The sequence below is a fragment of the Brevundimonas sp. genome (assembly GCF_035561115.1).
In the GTDB taxonomy this organism is placed as follows: domain Bacteria; phylum Pseudomonadota; class Alphaproteobacteria; order Caulobacterales; family Caulobacteraceae; genus Brevundimonas.
In genome coordinates this window covers 14,602-37,514 of record NZ_DATMYH010000098.1, presented here as the reverse complement: position 1 = coordinate 37,514, position 22,913 = coordinate 14,602, and the positions used below count along the sequence as shown (strand labels likewise).

Below are 22,913 nucleotides of genomic sequence, written 5' to 3'. Positions count from 1 at the left end.
CTTGGTTTCCGTGCATCCCGGCGAAAGCCGGGACCCAGTTCTTTCGTGGGGCAATGCGGTTGGGATTGGCGTCCTTGGGCCATCGGAACCACCGGATCGCCCAAAGCACTGGGTCCCGGCTTTCGCCGGGATGAGCGGGATTGGAAGTCCACCCCCCGACAGGCTATCTCCGATCCATGACCTCCGCCCCGCTTCCCGACGCCGGTTCGAACTGGGTGGACCGCCACGCGCCGGAGCCGCTCAAGCCGTGGCTCAAGCTCGGCCGCTTCGACCGCCCCGTCGGCATCTGGCTGCTGCTGCTGCCCGGCTGGCAGGGGATCGCCCTGGCGTGGGCGTCGGGCGCCGCCGCGCCGGCGAACGAAGCCTTCATGGCGGGTCACGCCGCGGGACTTTTCGTTCTGTTCGCCATCGGCGCCGGCCTGATGCGCGCGGCCGGTTGCGCCTTCAACGACATCGTGGACAGGAAGATCGACCGGCAGGTGGCCCGCACCGCCTCCCGCCCCGTCGCTTCCGGCGAGATCGCCGTGAACCAGGCCGGAGTCTTCGTCGTCGTCTGCAGTTTCATCAGCCTGCAGATTCTGCTGGCGATGAACTGGACCACGGTGATGCTGGGCATCGGATCGCTGGCCCTTGTCGCCGCCTATCCGTTCATGAAGCGCATCACATGGTGGCCCCAGGCCTGGCTCGGCCTGACCTTCAACTGGGGAGCCCTGATGGGATTCGCCGCCTTCACCAGCGCCTTCCCATGGTCCGGCATGCCTCACTACTGGCGGACCGGCGACCTGGTCTTCCACGCCCACGCGGGAATGCCCGGACACCTCACCGCCGCCGCCCTCCTCCTCTACCTCGGGGGCGTCTTCTGGACCCTCGGCTACGACACCATCTACGCCCTGCAGGACATCGAGGACGACGCCATGGTCGGGGTGAAGTCCTCGGCCCGGCGCCTCGGTTCGAGCGTGCCGCGGGGCGTCGCCGCCTTCTACGGCCTCGCCGTCGCCTGCGCCGCCGCAGCCGGCGCGCTCGCCCGGCCCGGCCCGCTCTTCTGGCTCGGCCTCGTCGCCTATGCGCTGCACCTCGCCTTCCAGACCCGCCGCATCCGCACCGACGATCCCGCCCTCGCCCTGCGCCTGTTCAAATCCAACCGCGACGCCGGCCTGATCCTGCTGGCCGCCATCGGCCTCGGAGCCCTGACCCTGTGACCGCCCTGTCGCGCCTCCCGCCTGTCCTCCTCGCCGCAGCGGCCCTGTTCATCGCCGCCTGCGCCGTCCCGCCCGCCGCGGTCGATCCCCAGCCGATCGCCTACCGGCTGGAGGACGGCCGGATGACGACCGAACTTGCGCTCGACCCGGCCCTGCGCGCCCATCCCGTCCTGCGGGCGCGCCTCTACGATGACGGCATGACCGCCATCCGCGCGTTCGAGGCGGATGTCCGCCGGGCCCGGGCCGATGAGGGCGGCGAACTCGACTACAATATGGAGTTGTCGCTGCGCTGGTACGCGCCGGTACAGACTGCCCGTCTGGTCGGCGTCGACGGGCTCGCCTGGTCCTTTACCGGCGGCGCCCACGGCAATCCGGGCTATCGAGCCGTCCTCTGGGACCGGACGGGCCAGAGCGAAGTCGCCCCCGCCGCCCTGTTCCGCCCCGGCGCCGACCTGACGGCGCTCGACCGCGCCCTGTGCGACGCCGTCAACGCCGCCAAGGCCGCGCGCGGCGGCGATCAGGCCTGGGATCCGGCGCCTTACCGCGGGGAACAGGGCGAGGATCTCTGGGTCTGCCCCGAGGCGCTCGGGACGCCTTTCTCGCTCGCGCCCGGCGACGTCCCGGGCAAGGCCGGAGGGCTCGTTTTCCTGATCGGTCCCTATCAGGTCGGCCCCTATGCCGAGGGCGTCTACACGGCCGTGGTGCCCGCGGCCGCCTTCGCCGCCCTGCTCTCGCCGGAATGGGCTGACCAGTTCGGGGGCGCCCCGGCGCCGGAATTCCTTGACCGGCTGCGCGCCGGGCAAGCACGATGACCGCCACGTATCAGGAGACCCGCATGCCCTCGATCGCCCGGCCTTTCCTCCGCGCCCTGCTCCTGACCGCCGCCGTCGCCACGGCCCTGTCCGCCTGCAACCGCGACCGCGAGCCCGCCGCTCCCGCACCGGCCGCGCCGGGCGCCGCCGCCGTCGTCACCCCGGCCGACGCCGCCGCCCCGATGGAGTTCGAAAGCAAGACGCCTTACGCCGATGTCCGGCTGACCCTGCCCGACGCCATCAAGCCCCAGGCCGATCTTCACGCCCGCCTCTACGCCGAGGAGGTGCGCCGCCTGCGCCAGTTCACCGAGGGCGCCCAGGGCGAGCTGACCGAGGCCGGCGCCGACACCGACCGGCCCAAATACCAGAAGACCATCACCATCACCGCCGCCGCCGAAACCGGCAAACTGCTCAGCCTCAAGCGCACCGATTTCGACTACTCCGGCGGCGCCCACCCCAACACCCTCACCGATGGCCTGCTGTGGGACAAGGCGCTGAAGCGCCGGGTGGGAGTCAACGACCTGTTCGGCAAGGGTGCGGACCTGACCGTCCTGGACCAGGCCCTTTGCTCGGCCATCAACACCGCCAAACGCGCCCGCGTGCCCGACAGCGCCAGCGTCACCCTGGGCGGCAAGGACTTCTCCTGCCCGCGCGCCGCCGACACGCCTTTCGTGCTGACGGCGGGCGACACGCCGGGCAAGGCCGCGGGCCTGACCTTCCTGATCGGCCCCTACCAGGTCGGCCCCTATGTCGAGGGCGCCTATGAGATCGCCATCCCGGCCGCGGTTTTCCGCTCCCTGCTGGCGGTCGCCTACAGCGGCGAGTTCGGCGGGCGGCTGGCCAAGGTCGGCGACGTCACCCCCGCGGCCCTTCCCATGGCTCAGTCCGCGAGGAACTGATCGACGATCACGGCCAGCCGTTCCGGCTGGTCGGCCATGATGAAGTGCCGGCTGTCGTCGACCCGGACCATGCGCACGCCCGGCAGGCCCGCATACTCGCGCGTCCACAGGCCGTCGGCCATCGCCGCCGGCGCACCGCCGTCCGCGTCCGAGGCGTAGACGGCCCAGACCGGCGTCGTCATCGCCGCCAGTCCTGGCCGCAGGTCGATGGTCATCACATCGCGGATCGCCGCCGCCATGGCCTGGCGGTCCGAAGCCATCGACCATTCGACCATGGCCGCCCGCGTGGCCGGGGTCCGCGAATAGCCGAGGGCCGCCCGCTCCTGTCCGGCGCGATAGCTCGCCTCATCCGCCGCGAGGATGCCCGCCGCCGCCTGCTCCGCGAACGGCCGCGCGCTCTCCGCCGTGGCCGTCGGCCCGTACAGGGCGGAAAAGAACGGCAGGCTGTCGACGCTCATCACCCGGCTGACCAGCCCGGGGTGACGCTGGGCCAGCAGGATCGCGCTCATCCCGCCCATCGAATGGCCGATCACCGCGGGCCGCTCCAGACCGGCCTCGCGGACATAACGGGCCAGCGCCTCGACCGCCGGTTCGACGAACGGTCCGTCGCCGTGCGTCCACGGCTCGCCCGCGAAACCGCCCAGCTGGACCAGATGCACCCGGTGCGTCGCCTTCAGCCGATCCGCCTCGGCGCGCCAGACCTCCCGGGACGAGGCGAAGCCGGGGATCAGGATCACGTCCGGCCCCGCGCCGGTGACCTCGACCGACAGCCGGTCCGAGACGAAGGCGTGCGAGGCCTGGGCTGCGGGCCTGGCGTCGGCCTGCGTGGCGAGGACCAGGCCCCCTGCGACCAGAACTGACGCAGAGACCAGCAACCATGCGCGCAGGGTCGAACGCCCGACGAGGTGACGGAGGTGCAGCATGACGATGTATCCTTGTGAGGTTGCCCCGACTTTCAGCCAGGCGCGTGAGGGTTCTCGAAGATGTCTTCCACGGGCCGCGCGAACAGCACGGCGATGCGGTAGGCCAGATCCAGGGAAGGGTCGTGCTTCTCGGTCTCCAGGGCGTTCACCGCCTGACGCGAGACGCCCAGCGCCTGCCCCAGCTGTTCCTGGGTCCAGTTGCGTTCGACGCGGAGCAGTTTCAGACGGTTCTTCATCAGGTCGACGACCTGATGAAGGGGGCTACGCATCCGAAGATGCCCCAGAAGGCGGCGTAGACCAGCCAGCCCGGAAGATGTGGCGCGGCGGCGAAGGTTTCCGCGAAACCCCAGAATGTCGCCAGCGCCATGGCGAGGCCTGCGGAGACGATGAACTGCTTCGCCGTCACGGCGCGGACGAACTCGTCGCTCTCCCGGATCAGGCTGAGGGTGGCCCAGAGCTGGCCGATCACCGGCGCGGAGACGGCGGCGGCCAGACCCCATGCCGCGGGCTTGCCGATGACTTCGTCAAAGGCGTCGGTCGTCATCATGGAGATGCAGACGAGCATGTACGGAATCATGAAGGCGAAGGTGCGGATCACATATTTCCTGTGCGCCGCCGTGCCAGTGTTCCAGACGTTCAACATACCGCTCTCCCGACTTGATGTCAGGGTTACCTTACATCGGCCATGCGTCATGTCAACCTGACTTTTTGTCAGGATCGCCCGACAACCTCCGTGCTTTGATTCAGGGTTCTCCGGACGTATCCTGCGATCATGCCCGCCGCTCCCCGCATCCGGCCCGCCGATCTTTTCAGCCCCGAGGACTGGGCGCCGTTCCAGACGCGCCGCGGCTGGGTCGGCCCGCTGCTGGTGGCCCACTGCTGGGGAGTCATCGCCCTGGCCGCCGCCGCGGGCGTGGTCTGGCCGATCCTGATCCCTGTCTGCATCGCCGTGATCGGCACGCGTCAGCTGGGGCTCGCCATCCTGATGCACGAGGCGGCCCATGGAGGTCTGTCGCCGAACCGGCGCCTGAACGATGTCCTCGGCCACTGGTTCTGCGCCGTGCCCATCGGGGCGTCGTTGGACGCCTATCGCCCCTACCACCTGGCGCACCACAAATACGCCCAGCAGGCCGAGGACCCCGACCTGGTCCTCTCCGCCCCCTTCCCCGTCACCCGCGCCTCGCTGCGCCGCAAGATCGTGCGCGACCTCACCGGCCAGACCTTCTTCAAGCAGCGGGTGCTGTTCCTGTTCAGGGCTTTCGCCAGCCAGCGGGACGAGGACATGGCCGAAGGCGCCGTCGTCACCGGCCGTTCGGTCGCGCCCTTCCTGCTGCTCAACGCCGTCCTGCTGCTGGCCTTGACGCTGGCCGGCGTCTGGTGGGCCTTCTTCATCCTGTGGCTGCTGCCGATGGCGACCTGGTTCCCGATGGTCACCCGTCTCAGGAACATAGCCGAACACGCCTGCGTCGAGGGTTCGGCGACCGACCCTTTCCGGGCCGCCCGAACCACCCGCGCCGCGTGGTGGGAGCGCGCCTTCATCGCCCCCTACTGGGTCAATTTCCACGCCGAGCATCACCTGTTCATGCATGTCCCCTGCTGGAAACTTCCCGCATTGCACCGCGCAGTGCGCGCACGACCGCAGGGCCAGGGCATGGAGGTGGCGCCGGGGTATCTCGCGGTCCTGAAGGCGGCCAGCGCCAGGGACGCCGCGTGACCGGCCGCACGCAGGCCAGATCCTGACCCGCATCCCCGATCCCGCCGCCTTCATAGCCGCGAATACGCGCCTGCAGCCGGTGCCGCACGCGCCGGAAATCTCGCTGTGGCTGGCGGACGAGGTCACGCCGATCTGGCGGCTGACCGAGGAGGAACTGGGCGAGCTCGGCCTGCCGCCGCCATTCTGGGCCTTCGCCTGGGCGGGCGGCCAGGGACTGGCGCGCTGGCTGCTGGACCATCCGTCCGAGGTCGCGGGCAAGACCGTGCTGGATTTCGCCGCCGGCTCGGGCCTCGTCGGGATCGCGGCAATGAAGGCGGGCGGGGCCTCGGCCCTGTGCGCCGATATCGATCCCTTCTGCGACGCGGCGGTGGCGCGCAACGCCGCCGCCAACGGCGTGAGTCTGGACTTCACCGCGGCCGACCTGCTGGACGGCCCCCCGCCCGGGGTCGAGGTGATCTGCGCGGGCGACGTCTTCTACGAACAGCCGATGTCCGGACGGGTCCTGGACTGGCTGCGCCTCGCCGCGGACCAGGGAACCCGCATACTCGTCGGCGATCCGCTGCGCACCTACTTCCCCAGGGAGGGCTTCGACCTGCTGGCCGAATACGCCGTCCCCACCACCCGCGAGCTTGAGGATTCCGCCGTCAAACGCACCCGTGTCTGGACCCTCTCTCCTGCGGCCTGAAGGCCTTCGGTCCGGCAACGCTTGGCGGACGGGACAACGGACGCCATCTTTCTTTCATGACCGCCCGTCGCGCCCTCGCCGCCGTCCTGCTGCTCGCCGCCGCTCCGGTCCAGGCGCAGGTCCCGCAGACATGGCAGCCGCGCCCCGGCGTGCCCGCCTTCGACCAGGACCGATATCAGGCCGACCAGCACCGGTATGAAATGGAGCGGCTGCGCGCGCAGGCCGACCAACGCGAGGCCTTCGCCCGCCAACAGGAAACGGAAGCCCGCCTCAATCGCCAGCGTCTCGAGGCGGCGCGCCAGCCCGAACCCGTCCAGCCGCCGCCGGTTCGCGTCCTGCGCTCGCCGGAAGAGGAACGGGCGCTGCGCCGCTCGGCCGAAGAGCGGCGGCGCGCCCTGGCGAACGGCGTCGGCCAGATCGACGCCTGGCTGGACCGGCCCGCTTCCTAGGTCTCACGGCCTCTGCATCCCTTCCCCTCCGTCCGCGTTCCGGCCAAGGTTGGATGCGGACGGGAGAGCGAACATGCGGTGGCAGGGCGGACGACGCGGCGGCAACATCGAGGATCGCCGCGGCATGGGCGGCGGCGCCATCGCCGGCGGAGGGATCGGCGCGCTGGTGCTGGCCGCCATCGGCTATTTCGTCTTCGGCCTCGACCCCTCCACCACGACGCAACTGGCCAGCCAGTTCGGCGGCGTAGGGGCCTCGGAGCAGGGCAAGCAGGGCAGTCCCACCGATCAGGCCGGCGCCTTCGTCGATGTGATCGGTTCCAATGTCGACGACGTCTGGAAGACGAAACTCCAGGGCTACCAGCCCCCGACCGTCACCCTGTACGAACAGGGCACCTCGACCGGCTGCGGCTTCGGCCAGTCGGCCATGGGTCCCTTCTACTGCCCCAACGACCGCAAGGTTTATCTGGACCTGTCGTTCTGGCAGCAGCTTGAAACCCAGCTGGGCGCGTCCAGCGCCGACTTCGCCCGCGCCTATGTCATCGCCCATGAATACGGCCACCACGTCCAGACCCTGACCGGCGCCTCGCAGCAGGTGCAGCAGGCCCGGCAACGCGCCTCGGGCCAGGCCGAGGCCAACCGCTATTCGGTCGCGCTGGAGCTTCAGGCCGACTGCTACGCCGGGGTCTGGGCCGCCAACGCCGCCGCCGTCTCGAACGGCGAGGTCGCGCTGGACGCCGGCGATCTGGAAGCCGGCATGCAGACCGCCTCGGCCATCGGCGACGACACCCTGCAGCGCCGCCAGGGCGGCCGGGTCCAGCCGGACGGCTTCACCCACGGTTCCTCGGCCCAGCGGGTCGAATGGCTGCGGCGCGGCTATGAATCGGGCGACCCCGCCGCCTGCGACACCTTCGGGTCGCTGTAGGCGGAAAAAACACCGTCCGAAGAGTCCGTAGAGTCCACTGAGTCCGCTTGTCGACGCGTCTTCCGCTGCATTCGATTGTCAAAGACCGGACCCGACCGGGTTCCGATGAGGAAAGCATGCGCCTGCGTCAGTTTCGGACGCAGGCGAGGTCGATCGCTCTAGCCGACCGTCAGATCGAGGAGCCGCGAGACGTGCAGCGTCCCGGCCCCGAGGTCCATCGCCACGCGGCGGCCCGCGAACGCCTCCATCCCCACCAGCCCGCCGGGGAAGTTGGGCAGGGGCGGCTGGTCGAACACCCCGACCGGCACGCGCCTGTACAGGTGGTCGGCGAAGGTCACGGTGCGCGCCTCGACGATGGCCGTCCGGGTCGAGCCGCCCAGAACCAGATGCACGCCGCTGGTCCGGGGCCGACCGTCCAGCAGACCGACCCGGGCCGCGGTTTCGCGGTTCAGACCCAGCAGGGCCGACGCGCCGGTGTCGACCACCGCCTCGACCAGCGCTCCCTCGACCGTCACCTCGGCGGTCAGGGCGCGGCCCGCGCGCCGCACCGGAACCCCGGCGAGATCGGGCGGCCGCACGAAGGCCGCGCGCGAAACCAGCCGCGTGTGGCGGCGCGCCGAATCCAGCGCCAGCACCGCCTCGCCCAGCAGATCCTGCCCCAGGATCAGCGGCGTCCTCAGCCCCGCGCTCGAGGCGAGCGGCCCAAGGTCCAGAATCGCCGCCCTCAGACCCGTGACGGCCAGCCCCGGCAGGGCGATATCCAGCGCCGTGCCCCGTCCGACCTGGGCGCCGCCTCCGACGCCATAGGCGACCAGCGGCATGTCGAACAGCGACCGGCCGACGTCGGGCAGATCGGCGAAGAGGGCCCGGTCAATGACTGAGTACTGGGCTCCGGTGTCGATCAGGGCGGCTATCGACCGCCCTCCGAGACGCACCGCCACGGTCGGCGCCGCGCCGCGCCGCGCATAGGGCATCCAGGGTGTCGCCCCTCCGCTCGCAAAAGCCAGGGCCGGCTTCGGCCACAGCAGATGATCGCGGGCCCACCACGCGCCGCCCAGGACGGAAGCCAGCGCGGCCGTGCGGATCAGGAGGGAGCGGCGGTTCATGATCGACGAAGATGGCGTGCGGTCAGTCCTGACGCCAGCGCGCCTTTGTCGCGGTGGTGAGGACGGCCCGGCCGACGCCCCCCGACGCCGACCGGACCGCCACCGAGCGCCCATCCCCCAAGGCGCGGCCATGCGGGGTCCGAAAGGACGCGCCCGCTCGCTGACGCCATCTGGCCTTCGGATTTCACCGGTGTCGATACGGTTCTCCGCCCGGGCGAGCCGATGGCCGCTACCTGTGGCCGAAGGGAACCACTTTGTTCTCGCGGTCGTGACCGATGTCGGCGGCGCCCAGGTACGGGATTCCCGACCGCTGGCACCAGTAGCGGACGATCTCCTCGGGGGTCAGACCGAAATCCGGCTCATTGTAGGTGATGTCGGAGACCCGCCCCAGACGGATGCCCGCCACGCGCCGGATCGAGGCCTGGCCGGTCAGATGGAACATCATCCGGTCGATCCGGTACAGCGGCTCGGAAACGTCCTCCAGCATCAGGACATGGCCGGTCAGGTCCGGTTCCAGGGCGGTTCCGACCAGCGCATCCAGTATGCTCAGGTTGAACGCGACGGCCGGGCGCGGATCATCGGCCAGCGACGGCTCCCACGACGCGGGATCGCCCGACTTCAGCCAATTGATCGCGCGCCACGCCGTGGCGTCGTGGCGCACGGCGTCCGAGGCCATCGGCCCGTGCGCCAGATGCGGGAAGCCGGCCTTGTACAGCAGGGCCAGAATGCTGCCGGCGTCCGAATAGCCCAGATACCGCTTCTTGCGCGCGACCGGCTCCAGCCGCGGCAGCACCGCCTCGGCGATGCGGCACGAGCCGTAGCCGCCCCGCGCGAACCACACCGCGTCCAGACGCGGATCATTGGCGTATTCGATGAAGGCGCTCGCCCGGCTGGCGTCGTCGCCGCCGAAATGCCCGTGCTTGCCGAAGCTGGCCGGGTGGAACACGACCTTGACCGAGCCGTCCGGAATATTGGCCGCGAACCACGCCTCGACGGCGTCGGCCCGCTCCCGGTTGAAGCGCGAACTGGCGTTGACGATGCCGATCTTCATGGACGTGTCTGGCCTCAGGCGTCGCCCGTGCTAGTCAGGCCGCCGGACATTCCCCGGTTTCGCCCTCATGAATCAAGACGACTATTTCTTCTGCGGCATCGGCGGGTCCGGCATGCTGCCCCTCGCCTTGATCGTTCAGGCCCGGGGAGGACGGATCGAAGGCTCGGACCGGTCCCGGGACCAGGGCCGGACGCCCGAGAAATTCGCCTGGCTGGAAGCCCATGGCGTCACCCTTCATCCCCAGGATGGTTCAGGCGTCACCCGCCCCGGCCAGATCGTCGTCGCCACCGGCGCCATCGAGGACACGGTCCCCGACATCGGCGCGGCGAAGCGCGCCGGCGCCCGGATCGTCACCCGGCCCGAACTGCTCAGCCGGCTGTTCAACGCCGCCCCGGCCTCCATCGGCGTGGCTGGCACCAGCGGCAAATCGACCATCACCGGCATGATCGCCTGGATCCTGCACCGCGCCGGTCGCCAGCCCACGGTCATGAACGGCGCGGTGATGAAGAATTTCGCCGACCCCGACCACCCGTTCGCCAGCGCCCTGATCGGCGGGCCCGATCTGTTCGTCTCCGAAGTCGACGAGTCCGACGGCTCCATCGCCCGCTACGATCCGACCGTGGCCGTGGTCTCCAACATCTCGCTGGACCACAAGTCGATGGAGGAGCTGCGCGACCTGTTCGGCGGCTTCACCGGCCGGGCCGCGAAGGCCGTGCTCAATCTCGACAACGTCGAGACCCAGGCGCTGGCCCAGTCCCTGCCGGGCGACAAGGTCATCACCTTCGCCCTCGGCGAGGAGTCCGCCACCCTCAACGCGCACGACCTCGAACCCCTGCCGGCCGGCATGCGCTTCAGCCTGACCGAGCTCGGCGGCGCGCCGCTCCCGGTGGTCCTGAACGTTCCCGGCGCCCACAATGTCGCCAACGCCCTGGCCGCGCTGGGCGCCGTCCGCGCCATCGGCGTGCCGCTGACCGGGGCGGTCGCGGCCCTGGAAACCTTCGCCGGCATCCGCCGGCGCATGGAGGTGGTCGGGACCGCGAACGGCGTCACCGTCATCGACGACTTCGCCCACAACCCGGACAAGATCGCCGCCACCCTGAAGACCCTGCACGCCTTCGACGGCCGCCTGCTGATCCTGTTCCAGCCGCACGGCTTCGGCCCGCTGCGGCTGATGAAGGACGAGTTCATCGACGGCTTCGCCGGCCTGTTGCGCGAGGACGACGTCCTGCTGATGCCCGAGCCGGTCTATTACGGCGGCACGACCGACCGGTCGATCGGCAGCGAGGACATCGCCTCGGGCGTCCGCGCCGCCGGTCGCGCCGCCGAGGCCCTGTCGACCCGCGAGGCGTGCGGCGACCGGCTGGTCGAACTGGCCCGCCCCGGCGACCGCATCATCGTCATGGGCGCCCGCGACGACACCCTGTCGACCTTCGCCGCCGCCCTGCTGGACCGCATAGGCCATCCGCTTACAGATTGATTTTCAAGACAATCTCGCAAAACTTTCACGTACGGCAAAGCTCGCGTTAAGGGCTGCCCCCTATCCGTGCCGGCCAGGCAGGAGTTGCATATGGCCCGGATCGGAGATTTCGCGAGCGCCCCGGACCCCATAGGTCCGGACACGCCCGGCGCCGAGGTTTTCGACCGTTTCCAGCGCGAGCCCGACACCCTTGTCATCGCCGTCGTCGACGCCGACCGGCGCCCCGTCGGCTTGATCGAGCGCAACACCTTCACCTTGCGGATGGCTGCCGAGTTCGGCCGCGCCCTGTACGCCAAACGCCCTGCGGCGACCTTCATGGACTCGGCTCCGCGCATGCTCGACGCCGACGCCGACGCCGAAATCCTGTTCCAGAGCATGGACGCCGCCAATCTGGGGGCCTTGCTGAACGGCTTTGTCGTCACGTCGGGCGGGCGCTACGTCGGCGTCGGTGCGGGCGTGCATGTGCTGCAGGCCGGAAGCGCCATCCACCGTCGCCGCGCCGAGGAAATGGGCGTGCTGATCCGCGATCTCGCACGGGCCGAGGCCGAGGCCCGCGCCTCCAGCCGGGCCAAGTCCGAATTTCTCGCGGTGATGAGCCATGAGATCCGCACTCCGCTGAACGGCGTGCTGGGCATCGCCGCCCTGATGGAGCGCGAGCTGACCCAGAGGGCGATGAAGCCCTATGTCCGCACCATCCTCGATTCCGGTCAGAATCTTCTGCGGTTGCTGACCGACGCCCTGGACATGTCTCGCGCCGAGGCCGGGCAGTTGGGGCTGGAGGCCGCGCCCGTCCATCTGGACACGCTCGCCGCCGATCTGCTGGCCCTCTGGAGCCCTCGCGCCCGCGAGCAGGCTCTGATCCTGACCGTCGTCCACGATGCGGACGGCCCCGACTGGGTCATGGGCGACGAGATGCGGTTGAAACAGCTGCTCAACAATCTGATCGGCAATGCGCTGAAATTCACCCCCGCCGGCGAGGTCGCCGTGCGCATCGTCAGCCGGTGGGAGGACGACGCCGTCACCATCACCGGCGTCGTCGACGACAGCGGGCCCGGCGTGGCCGACGATATCGCCAGCGCGGTGTTCCAGCCCTTCAACACCGGCCACGCGGGGCAGGAGGGAGCCGGGGCCGGTCTCGGTCTGGCGATCTGCCGCCAGATCGTCGAGCGGATGGATGGCATGATCGGCGTCGAGCGTTCGCCGCTGGGCGGGGCCCGGTTCCACTTCTCCCTGCGTCTGCCGGGCGCGGGACCCGAGGTGCTGGCCGCGGCCGTGCAGCAGGCGGAACCCACCCCGCACGAAACCCTGCATGTCCTCGTGGTCGACGACAACGCCACCAACCGGTTCGTCGCCGGCAAGGTTCTGGAGCTGTTCGGCTGCACCTTCGAGAGCGCCGCGAACGGCCTGGAAGCGGTCCGGCAGGTCCAGACGAAACTGTTCGATCTGGTGCTGATGGACATCAAGATGCCCGTAATGGACGGGGTCGAGGCGACCCGCGCCATCCGCGCGCTGCCGGCCCCTGTCGGCCGCATTCCGATCCTCGCCCTGACCGCCAACGCCGACCCCAGGGACGAAATCGAATACCTCGCCGCCGGCATGGACGGCGTGTCGCAAAAACCGATCCAGCCCGACGCCCTCCTCAACGCGATCCGTCTGGTGTTCAACGACGTCGCGGCCCAGGCCTCGGCGCGGGAAGCCGCTTGAATCGGATGAAGGGGTCTGGCCTAGGGTAGGGCCGATGCAGATTCCTCCGCCGTCCCTTCCCGACGTCGTCGTCACCGGCGCGCGCCTGCCTCCCGCGGCGGGCGAGGCGGCCTTTTCCGTCATCCGTCTGGACGCGGAGGATCTTCGCCGCCAGCAACGGCTCGACGAGGCTCTGGCGACCGTGCCCGCCGTCTCCCTGTTCCGTCGCACCTCGAGCCTGGCGGCGAATCCGACCACCCAGGGCATATCCTTGCGCGCCATCGCCCCGTCGGGCGCCGGCCGCACCCTCGTCACCCTCGACGGCGCGCCGCTGAACGATCCCTTCGGCGGCTGGGTGATCTGGTCCCAGGTTCCGACCGAAAGCCTGTCCGGCCTCGACATCATCAGAGGTTCCGGGGCCGGCCCCTACGGCGCCGGAGCCCTGACGGGCGTCATCGCCCTGCGCGAACGGGATTCAGGCTCGGTGCTGGACGCCTCCGTCTCCGAACGAGGCGGGCGCCGCCTCGCGGCCTCCGGTGCGGCGGCGCTCGGACCGGTTCGACTGGTCGCATCGGGCCTGTACGAGACCGGCGACGGCTATGTCCCCGTCCGGGGTCCCGCAGCCGGCGCCGCCGACACGCCGCTGGACATCGAGGTCCGCAGCGCCGTCCTGCGCGCCGACCTGCCGGCCGCCGCCGCCGTCGTCTCCCTGCGCGCCGCCGCCTTCGAGGAAGACCGCGGTTCGGGCCTCGCCGGGGCGCGGGCCGTCGCCAGCGGGAACAGCCTGTCGGCGACCGCCGCCCTCCAGCCGCGCGCCGACCGCCTGGGCTGGCGGCTTCAGGCGTGGCGGCGCGAGAGCGATCTGGCCAACACCTCGGTCGCGGTTTCCGCGGATCGGGCCGCCACTACTCCGGCCAACGACCAGTACGGGACGCCCGCCACCGGTTGGGGCCTGAACGCCGCCCTGCGCCGCATCGCCGTCAGCGGGATAGCCCGTGTGGAATGGGAGTTCGGCGCCGACGCCCGTTTCAACGAAGGCGAGACGCGCGAGCGGTTCCGCTACATGGGCGGAGGCTTCACCCGCGATCGCGTCGCCGGGGGCGAAGCCTCCGTCGCCGGCGTCTATGCCGAGGGCGGCTGGGACAGCGGGCCGTGGCTGGTCGCCGGCGGGCTGCGTTACGACGGCTGGCGCAATGCGAACGGCGGCCGGCTCGAACGCGACCTCGCGACCGGCCTGCCGACCCTCAACGAGACCGACCCCGACCGTTCGGGCGAAGTCCTCAGCGCCCGCCTCGCCGCCCGCCGCGATCTGGGCGGCGGCCAGGCGTGGCGGCTCGCCGCCTACACCGGCTTCCGTCCGGCCACCCTCAACGAACTGCACCGGCCGTTCCGCGTCGGCAACGACCTGACCGAGGCCAATGCGGCGCTGCAGCCGGAACGTCTCACGGGCGTCGAAACCGGGTGGGCCTGGACCGGCGACCGGGCCTCCCTGACCGCCACCGCCTTCTGGACCCGGATCGAGGACGCCGTCGTCAACGTCACCATCGGCCAGGGCCCCGCGACCTTCCCGCGCGCCGGTTTCGTGCCCGCCGGCGGGGTCCTGCGGCAGCGCCGGAACGCCGGAACCATCGAGGCGACCGGGATCGAGCTGGACGGCCGCTTCGAACCGGTCGACGGCCTGTCGCTGCGCGCCGCCCTGTCCGCAACCGACGCCCGCGTCGACGGCGGCGCCGAAGCGCCGCAGCTGACCGGCCTGCGACCGGCCCAGGCGCCGATATGGAGCGCCGTCGTCGGCCTCGACTGGCGGCCCGTCGAACCCCTGACCCTCGCCGCCGACCTGCGCTGGGAGAGCCGCCGTTTCGAGGACGACCTGAACAGCCGCGTCCTCGGCGCCGGCGCCACGGTCGACGTCCGCGCCGAATGGGAGCTCACGCCATCCGCCGCCGTCTGGCTCGCGGCCGACAACCTGTTCGACGCCGAGGTCGAGACCGCGGAAACCGGAACCGGCGTCGCCGGCTTCGGCCCGCCCCGCACCCTGGGCGTCGGCGTCAGACTGTCGCGCTGAAGCCGTCGCCGGAAGCCATTGCAAATCGTTCGCAACTTCGGCACAAGCCGGAGGTGACTGAAACCGCCGTCTCCGCCAAGCCTAGACCGGCCCTGAACGCCCGTCGGTCGTTCTGGCTGAAACAGCTGCATCAGTGGCACTGGATCTCGGCCGCCCTAAGCCTGATCGGCCTGCTGCTGTTCGCCGTCACCGGCGTCACCCTCAACCACGCGGCGCAGATTCCGGCCCGGCCGGCCACCGTGGAACAGACGGGCCGACTGCCGGCGCCGCTGCTGGCGCGCCTGGCCGATCTGCCGGAGGAAACCACCGACCCCGTCCCCGCCGCCGTCGCACGCTGGGCTTCGGACGCCTTCAAGGTCCGGATCGCAGGCCGCCCCACCGAAACCACCGCCGACGAGGTCTATGTCGCCCTGCCCGAACCCGGCGGCGACGGCTGGCTGACCATCGACCGGGCCACCGGCGAGGCCCTGCGCGAACGCACCACGCGCGGCGCCATCGCCTGGCTGAACGACCTGCACAAGGGCCGCAACACCGGGCCCGTCTGGTACTGGTTCATCGACGTCTTCGCCGCCGCCTGCATCGTCTTCGCCGTCACCGGCTTCGGCCTGACATGGCTGCACGCCCGCCAGCGCCCTTCGACCTGGCCCCTGCTGGGCCTCGGTCTGCTGATACCCGCCGTCATCGCCGTTCTGTTCATTCACTGAGTTCCTGATGCGCCAGCTTCCCCTGATCCTGACCACCGCCGCGGCCGCCGCCGTCGCCGGCCCGGCCCTGGCGGCGGATCTCACCGTCTCGGTCGAGATTCCCCGCCTGTCGGTCGCCGCCTATCACCGCCCCTATGTCGCGGTCTGGATCGAGCGACCCGACAACACCGCCGTGCGCACCCTGGCCGTCTGGTACGAGGTTTCCAACCTCGCCGAGGGCAAGGACTGGCTCAAGGACATGCGCACCTGGTGGCGCCGCGGGGGCCGGTCCCTGACCCTGCCCATGGACGGGGTCTCCAGCGCCACCAAGGCTCCGGGCCGTCACGCCGTCGCCGTGCCCGGCGCCCGGCTGCGCGACCTGCCCGCCGGCGACTACGTCGTGGTCGTCGAGGCCGCGCGCGAACTGGGCGGCCGCGAGGTCGTCCGCGTACCCTTCCGCTGGGGCGCCGCCAACACCGCCCGCGTCACGGGCTCCACCGAACTGGGCGCCGTCAGCGTCGCCGTCACCCGCTAGGGAACCTGGACCATGAAGAAGCGCATCGCCCTCCTCGCCGCCCCCCTCCTGGGTATTCTGGCCGCCTTCGCCCTGCCGATGTCGGCCCAGGCGCACCGCGCCTGGCTGGCCCCAACCTCGACCGTCCTGTCCGGGACGGAGGCCTGGGTCGGCTTCGACGCCGGCATGTCGAACGGCGTCTTCGTCCCGGACCACGCGGCCATGAACCTGGCTGGCCTGATCATCACCGCGCCCGACGGTTCGACCGCCGCGCCGGTCAACGCCATGACCGCAAGATACCGCTCGACCTTCGATCTGCACCTGACCCAGGCCGGTACGTACCGGATCGCCAACGTCTCGGGCGGGGTCATGGTCGCCTACAAGCAGGGCGGCGAGGCGAAGCGCTGGCGCGGGGCCGAGGCGGACATGGCCGCCGCAATCCCGGCCGACGCCACGGACGTGGTCGCCACCCGGTCGAACAGCCGCACCGAAACCTTCGTCACCCTCGGCGCTCCGACCGCCATCACCCTGACCGGCCAGGGCATCGAACTGCTCCCGGTCACCCACCCCAACGACCTCGCCGCAGGCGAGCCCGCGACCTTCAGACTGGTCCGCGACGGCCAGCCCGCCGCCGACCTGGAAGTGACCATCGCCCGCGGCGGCACGCGCTACCGCGACAACCCCGAAGAGATGACGGTCCGCACAGGCGCCGACGGTTCCTTCACCGTCACCTGGCCCGAAGCCGGCATGTACTGGCTGAACGCCTCGATCCGCACCCCGGCGTCGGGATCGCAGCTGGCCTCCAGCGCCGCCTGGAACGGCGTCATGGAAGTCCTGCCCTGACCGGAACCCCGCCAGACCCCCGCGCTGCGCCGCCGCCGGTCGCCATCGGCGGGCCGGCCGCGCAGCCGGAGAACCGCGTCCTGATCCCGACCCATGGCCGGACGCCGGTCCTGCCGGAGTCCGATCTGGTCTGGGACTTCGCCGGCGAAACCATGGGCACGACCTGGGCGGTCCGGCTGGTCCCGCCGCCGGGCCCCGACCGCGCCGCCTTCCAGACCGCGATCGAGGCCGAGCTGGCGGCTGTCGTCGCCCTCTTCAGCCACTGGGACCCGACCTCCGAACTGGCGCGGCTCAACGCAGCGCCGCCCGGTTTCTGGGCGGTGTCACAGCCGTTCTGGGACCTGCTCAACACCGCCCTGGACCTGGCCGACGACACCAATGGGGCGGTCGATCCGACCCTGGGCGCACTCGTCGACCTGTGGGGCTTCGGCCCGCCCGGCCCGCGGACGGACATTCCCTCCGACGATGAGATCGCCGCCGCCCGCGCCCTCAGCGGCTGGGGCGTTCTGCGCCTCAACCGTGAAGCGCGCGCCGTTCAGCAGCTGGGCGGGGTCAAACTGGACCTGTCCGGCATCGCCAAGGGCCACGCCGTCGATCGCGTCTCGGAACGCCTGACCGCCCTCGGCGCCGTCCATCATCTGGTCGAGATCGGCGGCGAGTTGCGGGGCGCCGGCGTCAAGCCGGGCGGCCATCCGTGGTGGGTCGAGCTTCAGCAGGCGCCCGGAACCCCCGCCCCCCGCACCGCCGCCGCCCTGTTCGACATCGCGGTCGCCACCTCGGGCGACTGGGTGCGCCGGTTCGGGAGCGCGGACCGGATCTACAGTCACACCATCGACGGCCGCACCGGCCGGCCGGTCGACAACGGCGTCGCCTCGGTGACAGTGCTGGCCGACACCGCCCTGCATGCCGACGCCATGGCCACGGCCCTGACGGTCATGGGCCCCGCGGAGGGTCTGGCCTGGGCCGAGGCGCTGGGCATCGCCGCCGCCTTCGTGGTGCGCACCGACGGGGGGCTGGTCGAGGTGGTCTCTTCGGCCTTCGCCGCCATGGCCGCCGAGGGCGCGTGACCGCCGATCCGGTGCGTTGGTTGTGGGCGGCGGTCGCCGTCGGCCTGTGGTTGCTGATCGTCGCCGCGGTCGCCCTGGACCGCGCCCGGGTCCGCCGCGCCGCCGCCGCGCGCGCCGATGCGCTGACGTCCGGCGCGGACGCCGTGACGGTCGCCTTCGCCAGCCAGACCGGCCTCGCCGAAGAACTCGCCTGGATAACGGCGCGCAGCCTTTCCGACGCCGGAACCACGGTCCGCGTCCTGCCTCTGGGCGACCTCGACGCGGCGGCGCTCAAGGCCGCGGGCCGGTTGCTGATCGTCGCCTCCACCACCGGCGAGGGCGACGCGCCCGACGGCGTGTCCGGCTTCGTTCGCCAGACCATGGGCGCGCCCGCCGACCTGTCCGGTCTGGGCTATGGCCTGCTGGCGCTGGGGGATCACGCCTACACCGACTTCTGCGGTTTCGGTCGCGCCCTGGACGGTTGGCTGCAGCGCTCGGGAGCCGAGCCCCTGTTCGACCGCGTCGAGGTCGACAACGGCGACGCCGGCGCCATCCGGCACTGGCAGCACCAGCTGGGCCTGCTGACGGGTTCGACGATCCAGCCCGACTGGACGCCGCCCGCCTGTGACCGCTGGACGCTGGTGGAGCGACGCCACCTCAATCCGGGCAGTCCCGGCGGCGAGGCATGGCTGCTGGCCTTCGCGCCCGACGGACACGCGCCGGACTGGGTCGCGGGCGATATCGCCGAGATCGGCCTGCCGGCGCGCGCCGACGGGACCGATCCGGGCAGCCGCGAATACTCCGTCGCCTCCCTGCCCGGCGACGGCCGCGCCGAGTTCATCGTCCGCCGCATGACCCGCCCCGACGGCGCGCCCGGCCTCGCCTCGGGCTGGCTGACCCACGATCTGGCGGTCGGCGACGCCATCGACATGCGGATCCGCGCCAATCGCGGCTTCCACGGCCCCGCAGCCGGGACGCCGCTGATCCTGATCGGGAACGGCACGGGTCTGGCCGGGCTCCGCGCCCACTGGAGAGCCCGCGCCGGTCGGCCGCATGCCGGCTCATGGCTGATGTTCGGGGAACGCACCCGCGCCCACGACGCCTTCCTCGACGACGAGCTCCAGGCCGCTCTGGGGACGCGCGCGCTGACCCGTCTCGACCGCGTCTTTTCGCGCGACGCCGAAGACGGCCGTTACGTCCAGAGTCTGATCAATCAGCACGCGGACGAACTCATCGCATGGGTGGATCGCGGCGCGGCCATCTTCGTCTGCGGCAGTCTCGAGGGCATGTCCCGGGGCGTGCAGGCGGCGCTTGAAGCCGCCCTCGGCGCCGACCGACTTCTCACCCTGGGCGAGACGGGCCGCTACCGGCGCGATGTCTATTAGGCGCGTGTCGCGGATGTGCCGGTTGTGTCCGGCCGATGTGTCCGGCGTGTCGCCGTTGTATCGGCGGATTGTCTCGCATATCCCGGCCCCTGGTGGTCGAAATTGCCGGTTTCAGCAGAATTCCGGAGGCGAAATACTCAGACCTCGGACCAGCGCCGCAGCAGGTTGTGATAGATGGCCGTCAGCTCCAGCACGGCGGGGTCCTGGGCCCCCTTGTCGGCGCTGACCCGCTGGATGGCCACATCCAGCCGGAACAGGGTTTCGCGGTCCGCGTCGTCGCGCACCAGACTCTGGATCCAGAAGAAGCTCGACACCCGCGCCCCGCGCGTCACCGGGGTGACCTGGTGCAGGCTCTTGGACGGATACAGCACCAGATCGCCCGCCGGCAGCTTGACGTTCTGCGGACCGTACATCTCCTCGACGACCAGCTCGCCGCCGTCATAGTCGTCCGGCTCCGACAGGAACAGGGTCGCCGACAGGTCGCTGCGGATGCGGATCGGCCCGCGCTGGCGGATGGCGTTGTCGACGTGCAGGCCGAAGCGCTCGCCGCCCTCATAGCGGTTGAACAGGGGCGCGAAGACCGTGTGCGGCAGGGCCGCCGAGACGAACATCGGATTGGCGTTCAGCGCCTGCTGGATCAGGGCTCCGACCTCGCGCGCCTCGGCGCTGTCCTCGGGCAGCTGCCGGTTGACCTTGGCCCCGGCCGACTGGTGACCCGAGGTCACATTGCCGTCCACCCACGGCCCGGCGTCCAGCCGCGACCGCAGGGTCGCGACCTCGTCCCTGGTGAAGACGCCGGGGATGTGCAGCAGCATGGACGGATCAGTACCTGAGATTGAGCGTCAGGATAGCCTGCCGCGCCGGCGCCACGTCGGCATGGTGCACGCCGTTGGTGCGCAGGATGTATTCCTCGTCGCCCGCGTTCTGGACGTTCAGCTGCATCGAGGCGGTCTCGGTCAGGTCCCAGGAGCCGAACAGGTCGACCCTGGTGTAGGCCGGCGCATGGACGCGGTTGGCCCCGCCGCCGGCCCCGCCCTGGTTGCCGCCGAAGCTGTCCGACACATAGTAGACGCCGCCGCCCAGGCTCAGTTTCGACGTGACGCGCCAGGTCGAGAACAAACTGAAGGAATGCTCCGGCGTATTGGCCAGCGGGTCGCCCACATTGACGTTGTTGAAGGCGCCGGAAACCAGCTCGCTGTCCATCCAGGTGTAGCCGCCAAACACCTGCCACTGGCGGGTGATGTTGCCCGAGACGCCCAGTTCGATCCCCTTCACCTCGGCCTCGCCGGCCTGTTCGAAGACTCCGGGCGCGACCTGGATCTGGGCGTTTTCCCGCTTCAGCATGAAGGCCGCGGCCGACACCGCCAGCCGGTCCCCGAACAGATTGGCCTTGGCCCCGATCTCGAAGCTCCCGGTTTCCTCCGGGTCCAGCAGCACCGTCGCCAGATTGCCCGCGCCCGTCCCCGAACCGGTGTTCTGGTCGCCCGCCGAAATGGTCGGGGGCGTGGCGGAGGTCGCCCAGGACGCATAGACGCTCGAGCTGGCGGTCGGCTTGTAAACCAGGCCGAGTTGATAGTTGACGAAGGTCCAGTCGCCTCCCACCGGCGTATAGACCGGCGCCGCGACCGTGCCGGAAGCATTGCGCCCCTCGACCGAATAGTCGTCGTAACGCAGGCCCAGATTGACCACGAACCGCTCGCCGATCTCGATCGAGTCCAGGGCGTACAGGCCGACCGTGTCGGTCGTACTGCTGCTGATCAGTCCACGGACGATCGTGCCGGTCCAGGGATCCTGCGGGTTCGGATCATACAGCGCCGTACAATCGAAACCGGTCAGGGGCGCAGGGCAGACCGAGCCGCTGGTGGTCGTGACGGTCCAGGACGCATTGCTGTTGTCCTCGCTGGCCAGTTCCAGGCCGACGTCAAGGCTGTGGCGCAGCCCGCCGGTCGAGAAGCGGCCCGTCAGGTCGGTGACGTTGGCGATGGTCCGGGTCGGATTCCAGCGCGACTTGATTCCGCGCTTCATCCAGTATGTCCCGCCGATCAGGGCCACGCCGCCATTGGTGATGTTGCCGCCGTCGCCGGGGTTGGTGACGACATAGTCGTTCAGCGTTTCGGACCAGCGGCTGACGTTGCGGAGCGTCAGGTTGTCGCTGAACGCGTGCTCGAAATCGAAGGTGAAGGCGTCAACCGTATTGGTCAGATAGTCCCGCGCCTCCAGGCCGTAAAAGCTGTCGTAGGGCACGTCCAGAATGCCGCTGTCGGTGGTGCGCACGCCGATCTTGGTGAACAGCGGAATGCCGTAGTCGGGCATCTGGCGGGACGTCAGGTGGTAGTAGCTGAACGTCCCTGTCGAACCCGTGCCCAGCCCCGCCGCCAGCGACAGGCCGACGCCCCATTTGTCATAGTCGACGCTGTCGCGCCCGGGAACGTCGCCTTCCGAACCCATCAGATTGATGCGCAGGCCGGCGGTTTCGCCCAGATTCCAGTTCTGGTCGATCGTCGCGCGCAGATAGCCGTCGGTTCCCGCGCCCAGTCCGAAGCGGGTGAAGTCCGTCAGCCGGGGCGCCTTTGAACCCAGGTTGATGCTGCCGCCGCCCGAACCCCGGCCCGAATAGACGGCGTCGGGGCCTTTTACGACCTCCACCTGTTCGAGGTTGAACACCTCGCGCTGCTGGCCGCCGCTGTCGCGGATGCCGTCGACGAAGACGTTGTTGCCCGAGGCCTGACCCCGGATGAAGGGCCGGTCGGCCAGCGGCTGGCCGCCCTCGCCGGCCCCGAAGGTGATGCCCGGCGAGGTGCGCAGGATGTCCTGCAGCGAGGTCGCCGCCGTCTGTTCGATGATCTGCTGCGGAATGATGGTGATCGAGCGGGGCGTGTCGACCAGCGGCGCCACGAACTCGGGAGCGCGGGGCTCCCGTTTTACCGGATGGCCGTCAACCGTGATGGTCTCCAGCGTCGTCGCCTCCTGCGGCTCGCCCTCTGGTCCCGGCTCGGCCAGGGCGGGACCTGTGATCAACATCCCGGCGGCGCTGGAGGCGAACAGAAGGGCGCGAAGGGCGTCGGCGCGGGAGGACATGGGATGATCCGGAAAACTCGACAATGCGATCTGTTCGCATTATCAGCTTAGCCGGGCCGCGCAATCCCAATTGCGAATAAGTCGCAATTATCGTCGCGCCTTGAGCAGGCGCGTCCGTTCGGCGTCAGGCCCGGGGCGCCCTCCTGACGCGGTCAGGTCTGAGTAAAAACAGACAACCTTGGCTGTATATACTATCGGGGGTTGGGTAACGCGGGCCCCGATCTAGCCGGTCATTATGATTTACCTCGATTTCATCTTGATTTCGTAGAAGCGAAGGGATGCGTCGCCTCTTCGTCCCTCGTGTGTCGCCCCTGCACGCCGTTCCGGCTGTCGCGGGGAACCTGACGGTCCGCGCGCCCGCGACCGCCCTCCGCGACCC

The 22,913-nt window shown here is 70.4% G+C and carries 22 protein-coding genes; 15 read left to right on the top strand and 7 right to left on the bottom strand.

The window, feature by feature from the left end; all coding sequences use genetic code 11:
• The first annotated feature begins 176 nt into the window (after window positions 1-176).
• Genes VN378_RS12945 through VN378_RS12935 form a run of 3 tightly spaced genes read left to right on the top strand, consistent with a single transcriptional unit; the run spans window position 177 to window position 2,910 of the window.
• Window positions 177-1,199 (top strand): UbiA family prenyltransferase, encoded by a 1,023-nt coding sequence (locus VN378_RS12945; RefSeq protein WP_325743991.1) that lies wholly within the window; start codon window positions 177-179, stop codon window positions 1,197-1,199.
• Window positions 1,196-2,011: an RsiV family protein gene (locus tag VN378_RS12940; RefSeq protein WP_325743990.1), complete on the top strand. Its 816-nt coding sequence runs from the start codon at window positions 1,196-1,198 to the stop codon at window positions 2,009-2,011. Before VN378_RS12945 ends, VN378_RS12940 begins: the two co-directional genes overlap by 4 nt.
• Window positions 2,008-2,910: a DUF3298 domain-containing protein gene (locus VN378_RS12935; RefSeq protein ID WP_325743989.1), complete on the top strand. Its 903-nt coding sequence runs from the start codon at window positions 2,008-2,010 to the stop codon at window positions 2,908-2,910. Before VN378_RS12940 ends, VN378_RS12935 begins: the two co-directional genes overlap by 4 nt.
• Here the strand turns inward: VN378_RS12935 and VN378_RS12930 are convergent.
• From VN378_RS12930 to VN378_RS12920, 3 genes are read right to left on the bottom strand one after another with little or no spacing between them, the layout of a single operon-like run.
• On the bottom strand, window positions 2,892-3,833 hold the full coding sequence (locus tag VN378_RS12930) for an alpha/beta hydrolase (RefSeq protein WP_325743988.1): 942 nt from the start codon (window positions 3,831-3,833) through the stop codon (window positions 2,892-2,894). The two genes, VN378_RS12935 and VN378_RS12930, sit on opposite strands and share 19 nt — an antisense overlap.
• 32 nt (window positions 3,834-3,865) lie before the next feature.
• On the bottom strand, window positions 3,866-4,069 hold the full coding sequence (locus VN378_RS12925) for a helix-turn-helix transcriptional regulator (RefSeq protein ID WP_325743992.1): 204 nt from the start codon (window positions 4,067-4,069) through the stop codon (window positions 3,866-3,868).
• The gene (locus VN378_RS12920; RefSeq protein WP_325743987.1) at window positions 4,069-4,476 is read right to left on the bottom strand and encodes a hypothetical protein; all 408 of its coding nucleotides are present in this window, start codon (window positions 4,474-4,476) and stop codon (window positions 4,069-4,071) included. Before VN378_RS12920 ends, VN378_RS12925 begins: the two co-directional genes overlap by 1 nt.
• Window positions 4,477-4,605: 129 nt before the next feature.
• Between VN378_RS12920 and VN378_RS12915 the strand changes: the two genes are divergently transcribed.
• The 4 genes from VN378_RS12915 (at window position 4,606) to ypfJ (ending at window position 7,603) form a co-directional block, all read left to right on the top strand.
• On the top strand, window positions 4,606-5,547 hold the full coding sequence (locus tag VN378_RS12915) for a fatty acid desaturase family protein (RefSeq protein WP_325743986.1): 942 nt from the start codon (window positions 4,606-4,608) through the stop codon (window positions 5,545-5,547).
• Window positions 5,548-5,626: 79 nt separating this feature from the next.
• Window positions 5,627-6,232 (top strand): class I SAM-dependent methyltransferase, encoded by a 606-nt coding sequence (locus VN378_RS12910; RefSeq protein ID WP_325743985.1) that lies wholly within the window; start codon window positions 5,627-5,629, stop codon window positions 6,230-6,232.
• 56 nt (window positions 6,233-6,288) lie between these two features.
• On the top strand, window positions 6,289-6,681 hold the full coding sequence (locus tag VN378_RS12905; protein ID WP_325743984.1) for a hypothetical protein: 393 nt from the start codon (window positions 6,289-6,291) through the stop codon (window positions 6,679-6,681).
• A gap of 73 nt (window positions 6,682-6,754) precedes the next feature.
• Window positions 6,755-7,603 carry a KPN_02809 family neutral zinc metallopeptidase gene (ypfJ, locus tag VN378_RS12900; protein ID WP_325743983.1) on the top strand — a complete coding sequence of 283 codons (849 nt, stop codon included), beginning with the start codon at window positions 6,755-6,757 and terminating at the stop codon, window positions 7,601-7,603.
• 158 nt (window positions 7,604-7,761) lie between these two features.
• Here ypfJ and VN378_RS12895 read toward each other — a convergent pair whose 3' ends face one another.
• Window positions 7,762-8,709: an aspartyl protease family protein gene (locus VN378_RS12895; protein ID WP_325743982.1), complete on the bottom strand. Its 948-nt coding sequence runs from the start codon at window positions 8,707-8,709 to the stop codon at window positions 7,762-7,764.
• Window positions 8,710-8,938: 229 nt separating this feature from the next.
• Complete coding sequence (locus tag VN378_RS12890; protein WP_325743981.1) at window positions 8,939-9,760, bottom strand: LD-carboxypeptidase; 822 nt, start codon at window positions 9,758-9,760, stop codon at window positions 8,939-8,941.
• Between the two features lie 67 nt (window positions 9,761-9,827).
• Between VN378_RS12890 and VN378_RS12885 the strand changes: the two genes are divergently transcribed.
• From VN378_RS12885 to VN378_RS12850, 8 genes are all read left to right on the top strand, one after another.
• Window positions 9,828-11,237 (top strand): UDP-N-acetylmuramate--L-alanine ligase, encoded by a 1,410-nt coding sequence (locus VN378_RS12885; protein WP_325743980.1) that lies wholly within the window; start codon window positions 9,828-9,830, stop codon window positions 11,235-11,237.
• Between the two features lie 90 nt (window positions 11,238-11,327).
• Window positions 11,328-12,941, top strand: a complete 1,614-nt coding sequence (locus VN378_RS12880) for an ATP-binding protein (RefSeq protein WP_325743979.1) — start codon at window positions 11,328-11,330, stop codon at window positions 12,939-12,941.
• Window positions 12,942-12,975: 34 nt separating this feature from the next.
• Complete coding sequence (locus VN378_RS12875; RefSeq protein WP_325743978.1) at window positions 12,976-14,985, top strand: TonB-dependent receptor; 2,010 nt, start codon at window positions 12,976-12,978, stop codon at window positions 14,983-14,985.
• Window positions 14,986-15,038: 53 nt separating this feature from the next.
• Entirely contained in the window at window positions 15,039-15,689 is a 651-nt protein-coding gene (locus tag VN378_RS12870) for a PepSY-associated TM helix domain-containing protein (protein ID WP_325743977.1), read from the top strand.
• 7 nt (window positions 15,690-15,696) lie between these two features.
• Window positions 15,697-16,203, top strand: a complete 507-nt coding sequence (locus tag VN378_RS12865; protein WP_325743976.1) for a DUF2271 domain-containing protein — start codon at window positions 15,697-15,699, stop codon at window positions 16,201-16,203.
• Window positions 16,204-16,215: 12 nt separating this feature from the next.
• Window positions 16,216-17,025: a DUF4198 domain-containing protein gene (locus VN378_RS12860; RefSeq protein ID WP_325743975.1), complete on the top strand. Its 810-nt coding sequence runs from the start codon at window positions 16,216-16,218 to the stop codon at window positions 17,023-17,025.
• 152 nt (window positions 17,026-17,177) lie between these two features.
• On the top strand, window positions 17,178-18,092 hold the full coding sequence (locus VN378_RS12855) for an FAD:protein FMN transferase (protein ID WP_325743974.1): 915 nt from the start codon (window positions 17,178-17,180) through the stop codon (window positions 18,090-18,092).
• A complete protein-coding gene (locus VN378_RS12850) occupies window positions 18,089-19,456 on the top strand; it encodes a sulfite reductase subunit alpha (protein WP_325743973.1) in 1,368 nt (455 codons plus the stop codon). Before VN378_RS12855 ends, VN378_RS12850 begins: the two co-directional genes overlap by 4 nt.
• A 137-nt stretch (window positions 19,457-19,593) precedes the next feature.
• Here the strand turns inward: VN378_RS12850 and VN378_RS12845 are convergent, their stop codons facing one another.
• Both VN378_RS12845 and VN378_RS12840 read right to left on the bottom strand, forming a co-directional pair.
• A complete protein-coding gene (locus VN378_RS12845; protein WP_325743972.1) occupies window positions 19,594-20,271 on the bottom strand; it encodes a Fe2+-dependent dioxygenase in 678 nt (225 codons plus the stop codon).
• A gap of 7 nt (window positions 20,272-20,278) precedes the next feature.
• On the bottom strand, window positions 20,279-22,534 hold the full coding sequence (locus VN378_RS12840; protein ID WP_325743971.1) for a TonB-dependent siderophore receptor: 2,256 nt from the start codon (window positions 22,532-22,534) through the stop codon (window positions 20,279-20,281).
• Between the last annotated feature and the right edge of the window lie 379 nt (window positions 22,535-22,913).

Bases quoted from the DNA above. Each gene is read 5' to 3' on its own strand.
- VN378_RS12935 (WP_325743989.1), top strand. From the start codon at position 2,008: ATGACCGCCACGTATCAGGAGACCCGCATGCCCTCGATCGCCCGGCCT.
- VN378_RS12930 (WP_325743988.1), bottom strand. From the start codon at position 3,833: ATGCTGCACCTCCGTCACCTCGTCGGGCGTTCGACCCTGCGCGCATGG.
- VN378_RS12885 (WP_325743980.1), top strand. From the start codon at position 9,828: ATGAATCAAGACGACTATTTCTTCTGCGGCATCGGCGGGTCCGGCATG.
- VN378_RS12880 (WP_325743979.1), top strand. From the start codon at position 11,328: ATGGCCCGGATCGGAGATTTCGCGAGCGCCCCGGACCCCATAGGTCCG.
- VN378_RS12890 (WP_325743981.1), bottom strand. From the start codon at position 9,760: ATGAAGATCGGCATCGTCAACGCCAGTTCGCGCTTCAACCGGGAGCGG.
- VN378_RS12895 (WP_325743982.1), bottom strand. From the start codon at position 8,709: ATGAACCGCCGCTCCCTCCTGATCCGCACGGCCGCGCTGGCTTCCGTC.
- VN378_RS12840 (WP_325743971.1), bottom strand. From the start codon at position 22,534: ATGTCCTCCCGCGCCGACGCCCTTCGCGCCCTTCTGTTCGCCTCCAGC.
- VN378_RS12905 (WP_325743984.1), top strand. From the start codon at position 6,289: ATGACCGCCCGTCGCGCCCTCGCCGCCGTCCTGCTGCTCGCCGCCGCT.
- ypfJ (WP_325743983.1), top strand. From the start codon at position 6,755: ATGCGGTGGCAGGGCGGACGACGCGGCGGCAACATCGAGGATCGCCGC.
- VN378_RS12915 (WP_325743986.1), top strand. From the start codon at position 4,606: ATGCCCGCCGCTCCCCGCATCCGGCCCGCCGATCTTTTCAGCCCCGAG.
- VN378_RS12845 (WP_325743972.1), bottom strand. From the start codon at position 20,271: ATGCTGCTGCACATCCCCGGCGTCTTCACCAGGGACGAGGTCGCGACC.
- VN378_RS12875 (WP_325743978.1), top strand. From the start codon at position 12,976: ATGCAGATTCCTCCGCCGTCCCTTCCCGACGTCGTCGTCACCGGCGCG.
- VN378_RS12860 (WP_325743975.1), top strand. From the start codon at position 16,216: ATGAAGAAGCGCATCGCCCTCCTCGCCGCCCCCCTCCTGGGTATTCTG.
- VN378_RS12855 (WP_325743974.1), top strand. From the start codon at position 17,178: ATGGGCACGACCTGGGCGGTCCGGCTGGTCCCGCCGCCGGGCCCCGAC.
- VN378_RS12865 (WP_325743976.1), top strand. From the start codon at position 15,697: ATGCGCCAGCTTCCCCTGATCCTGACCACCGCCGCGGCCGCCGCCGTC.
- VN378_RS12925 (WP_325743992.1), bottom strand. From the start codon at position 4,069: ATGAAGAACCGTCTGAAACTGCTCCGCGTCGAACGCAACTGGACCCAG.
- VN378_RS12945 (WP_325743991.1), top strand. From the start codon at position 177: ATGACCTCCGCCCCGCTTCCCGACGCCGGTTCGAACTGGGTGGACCGC.
- VN378_RS12920 (WP_325743987.1), bottom strand. From the start codon at position 4,476: ATGTTGAACGTCTGGAACACTGGCACGGCGGCGCACAGGAAATATGTG.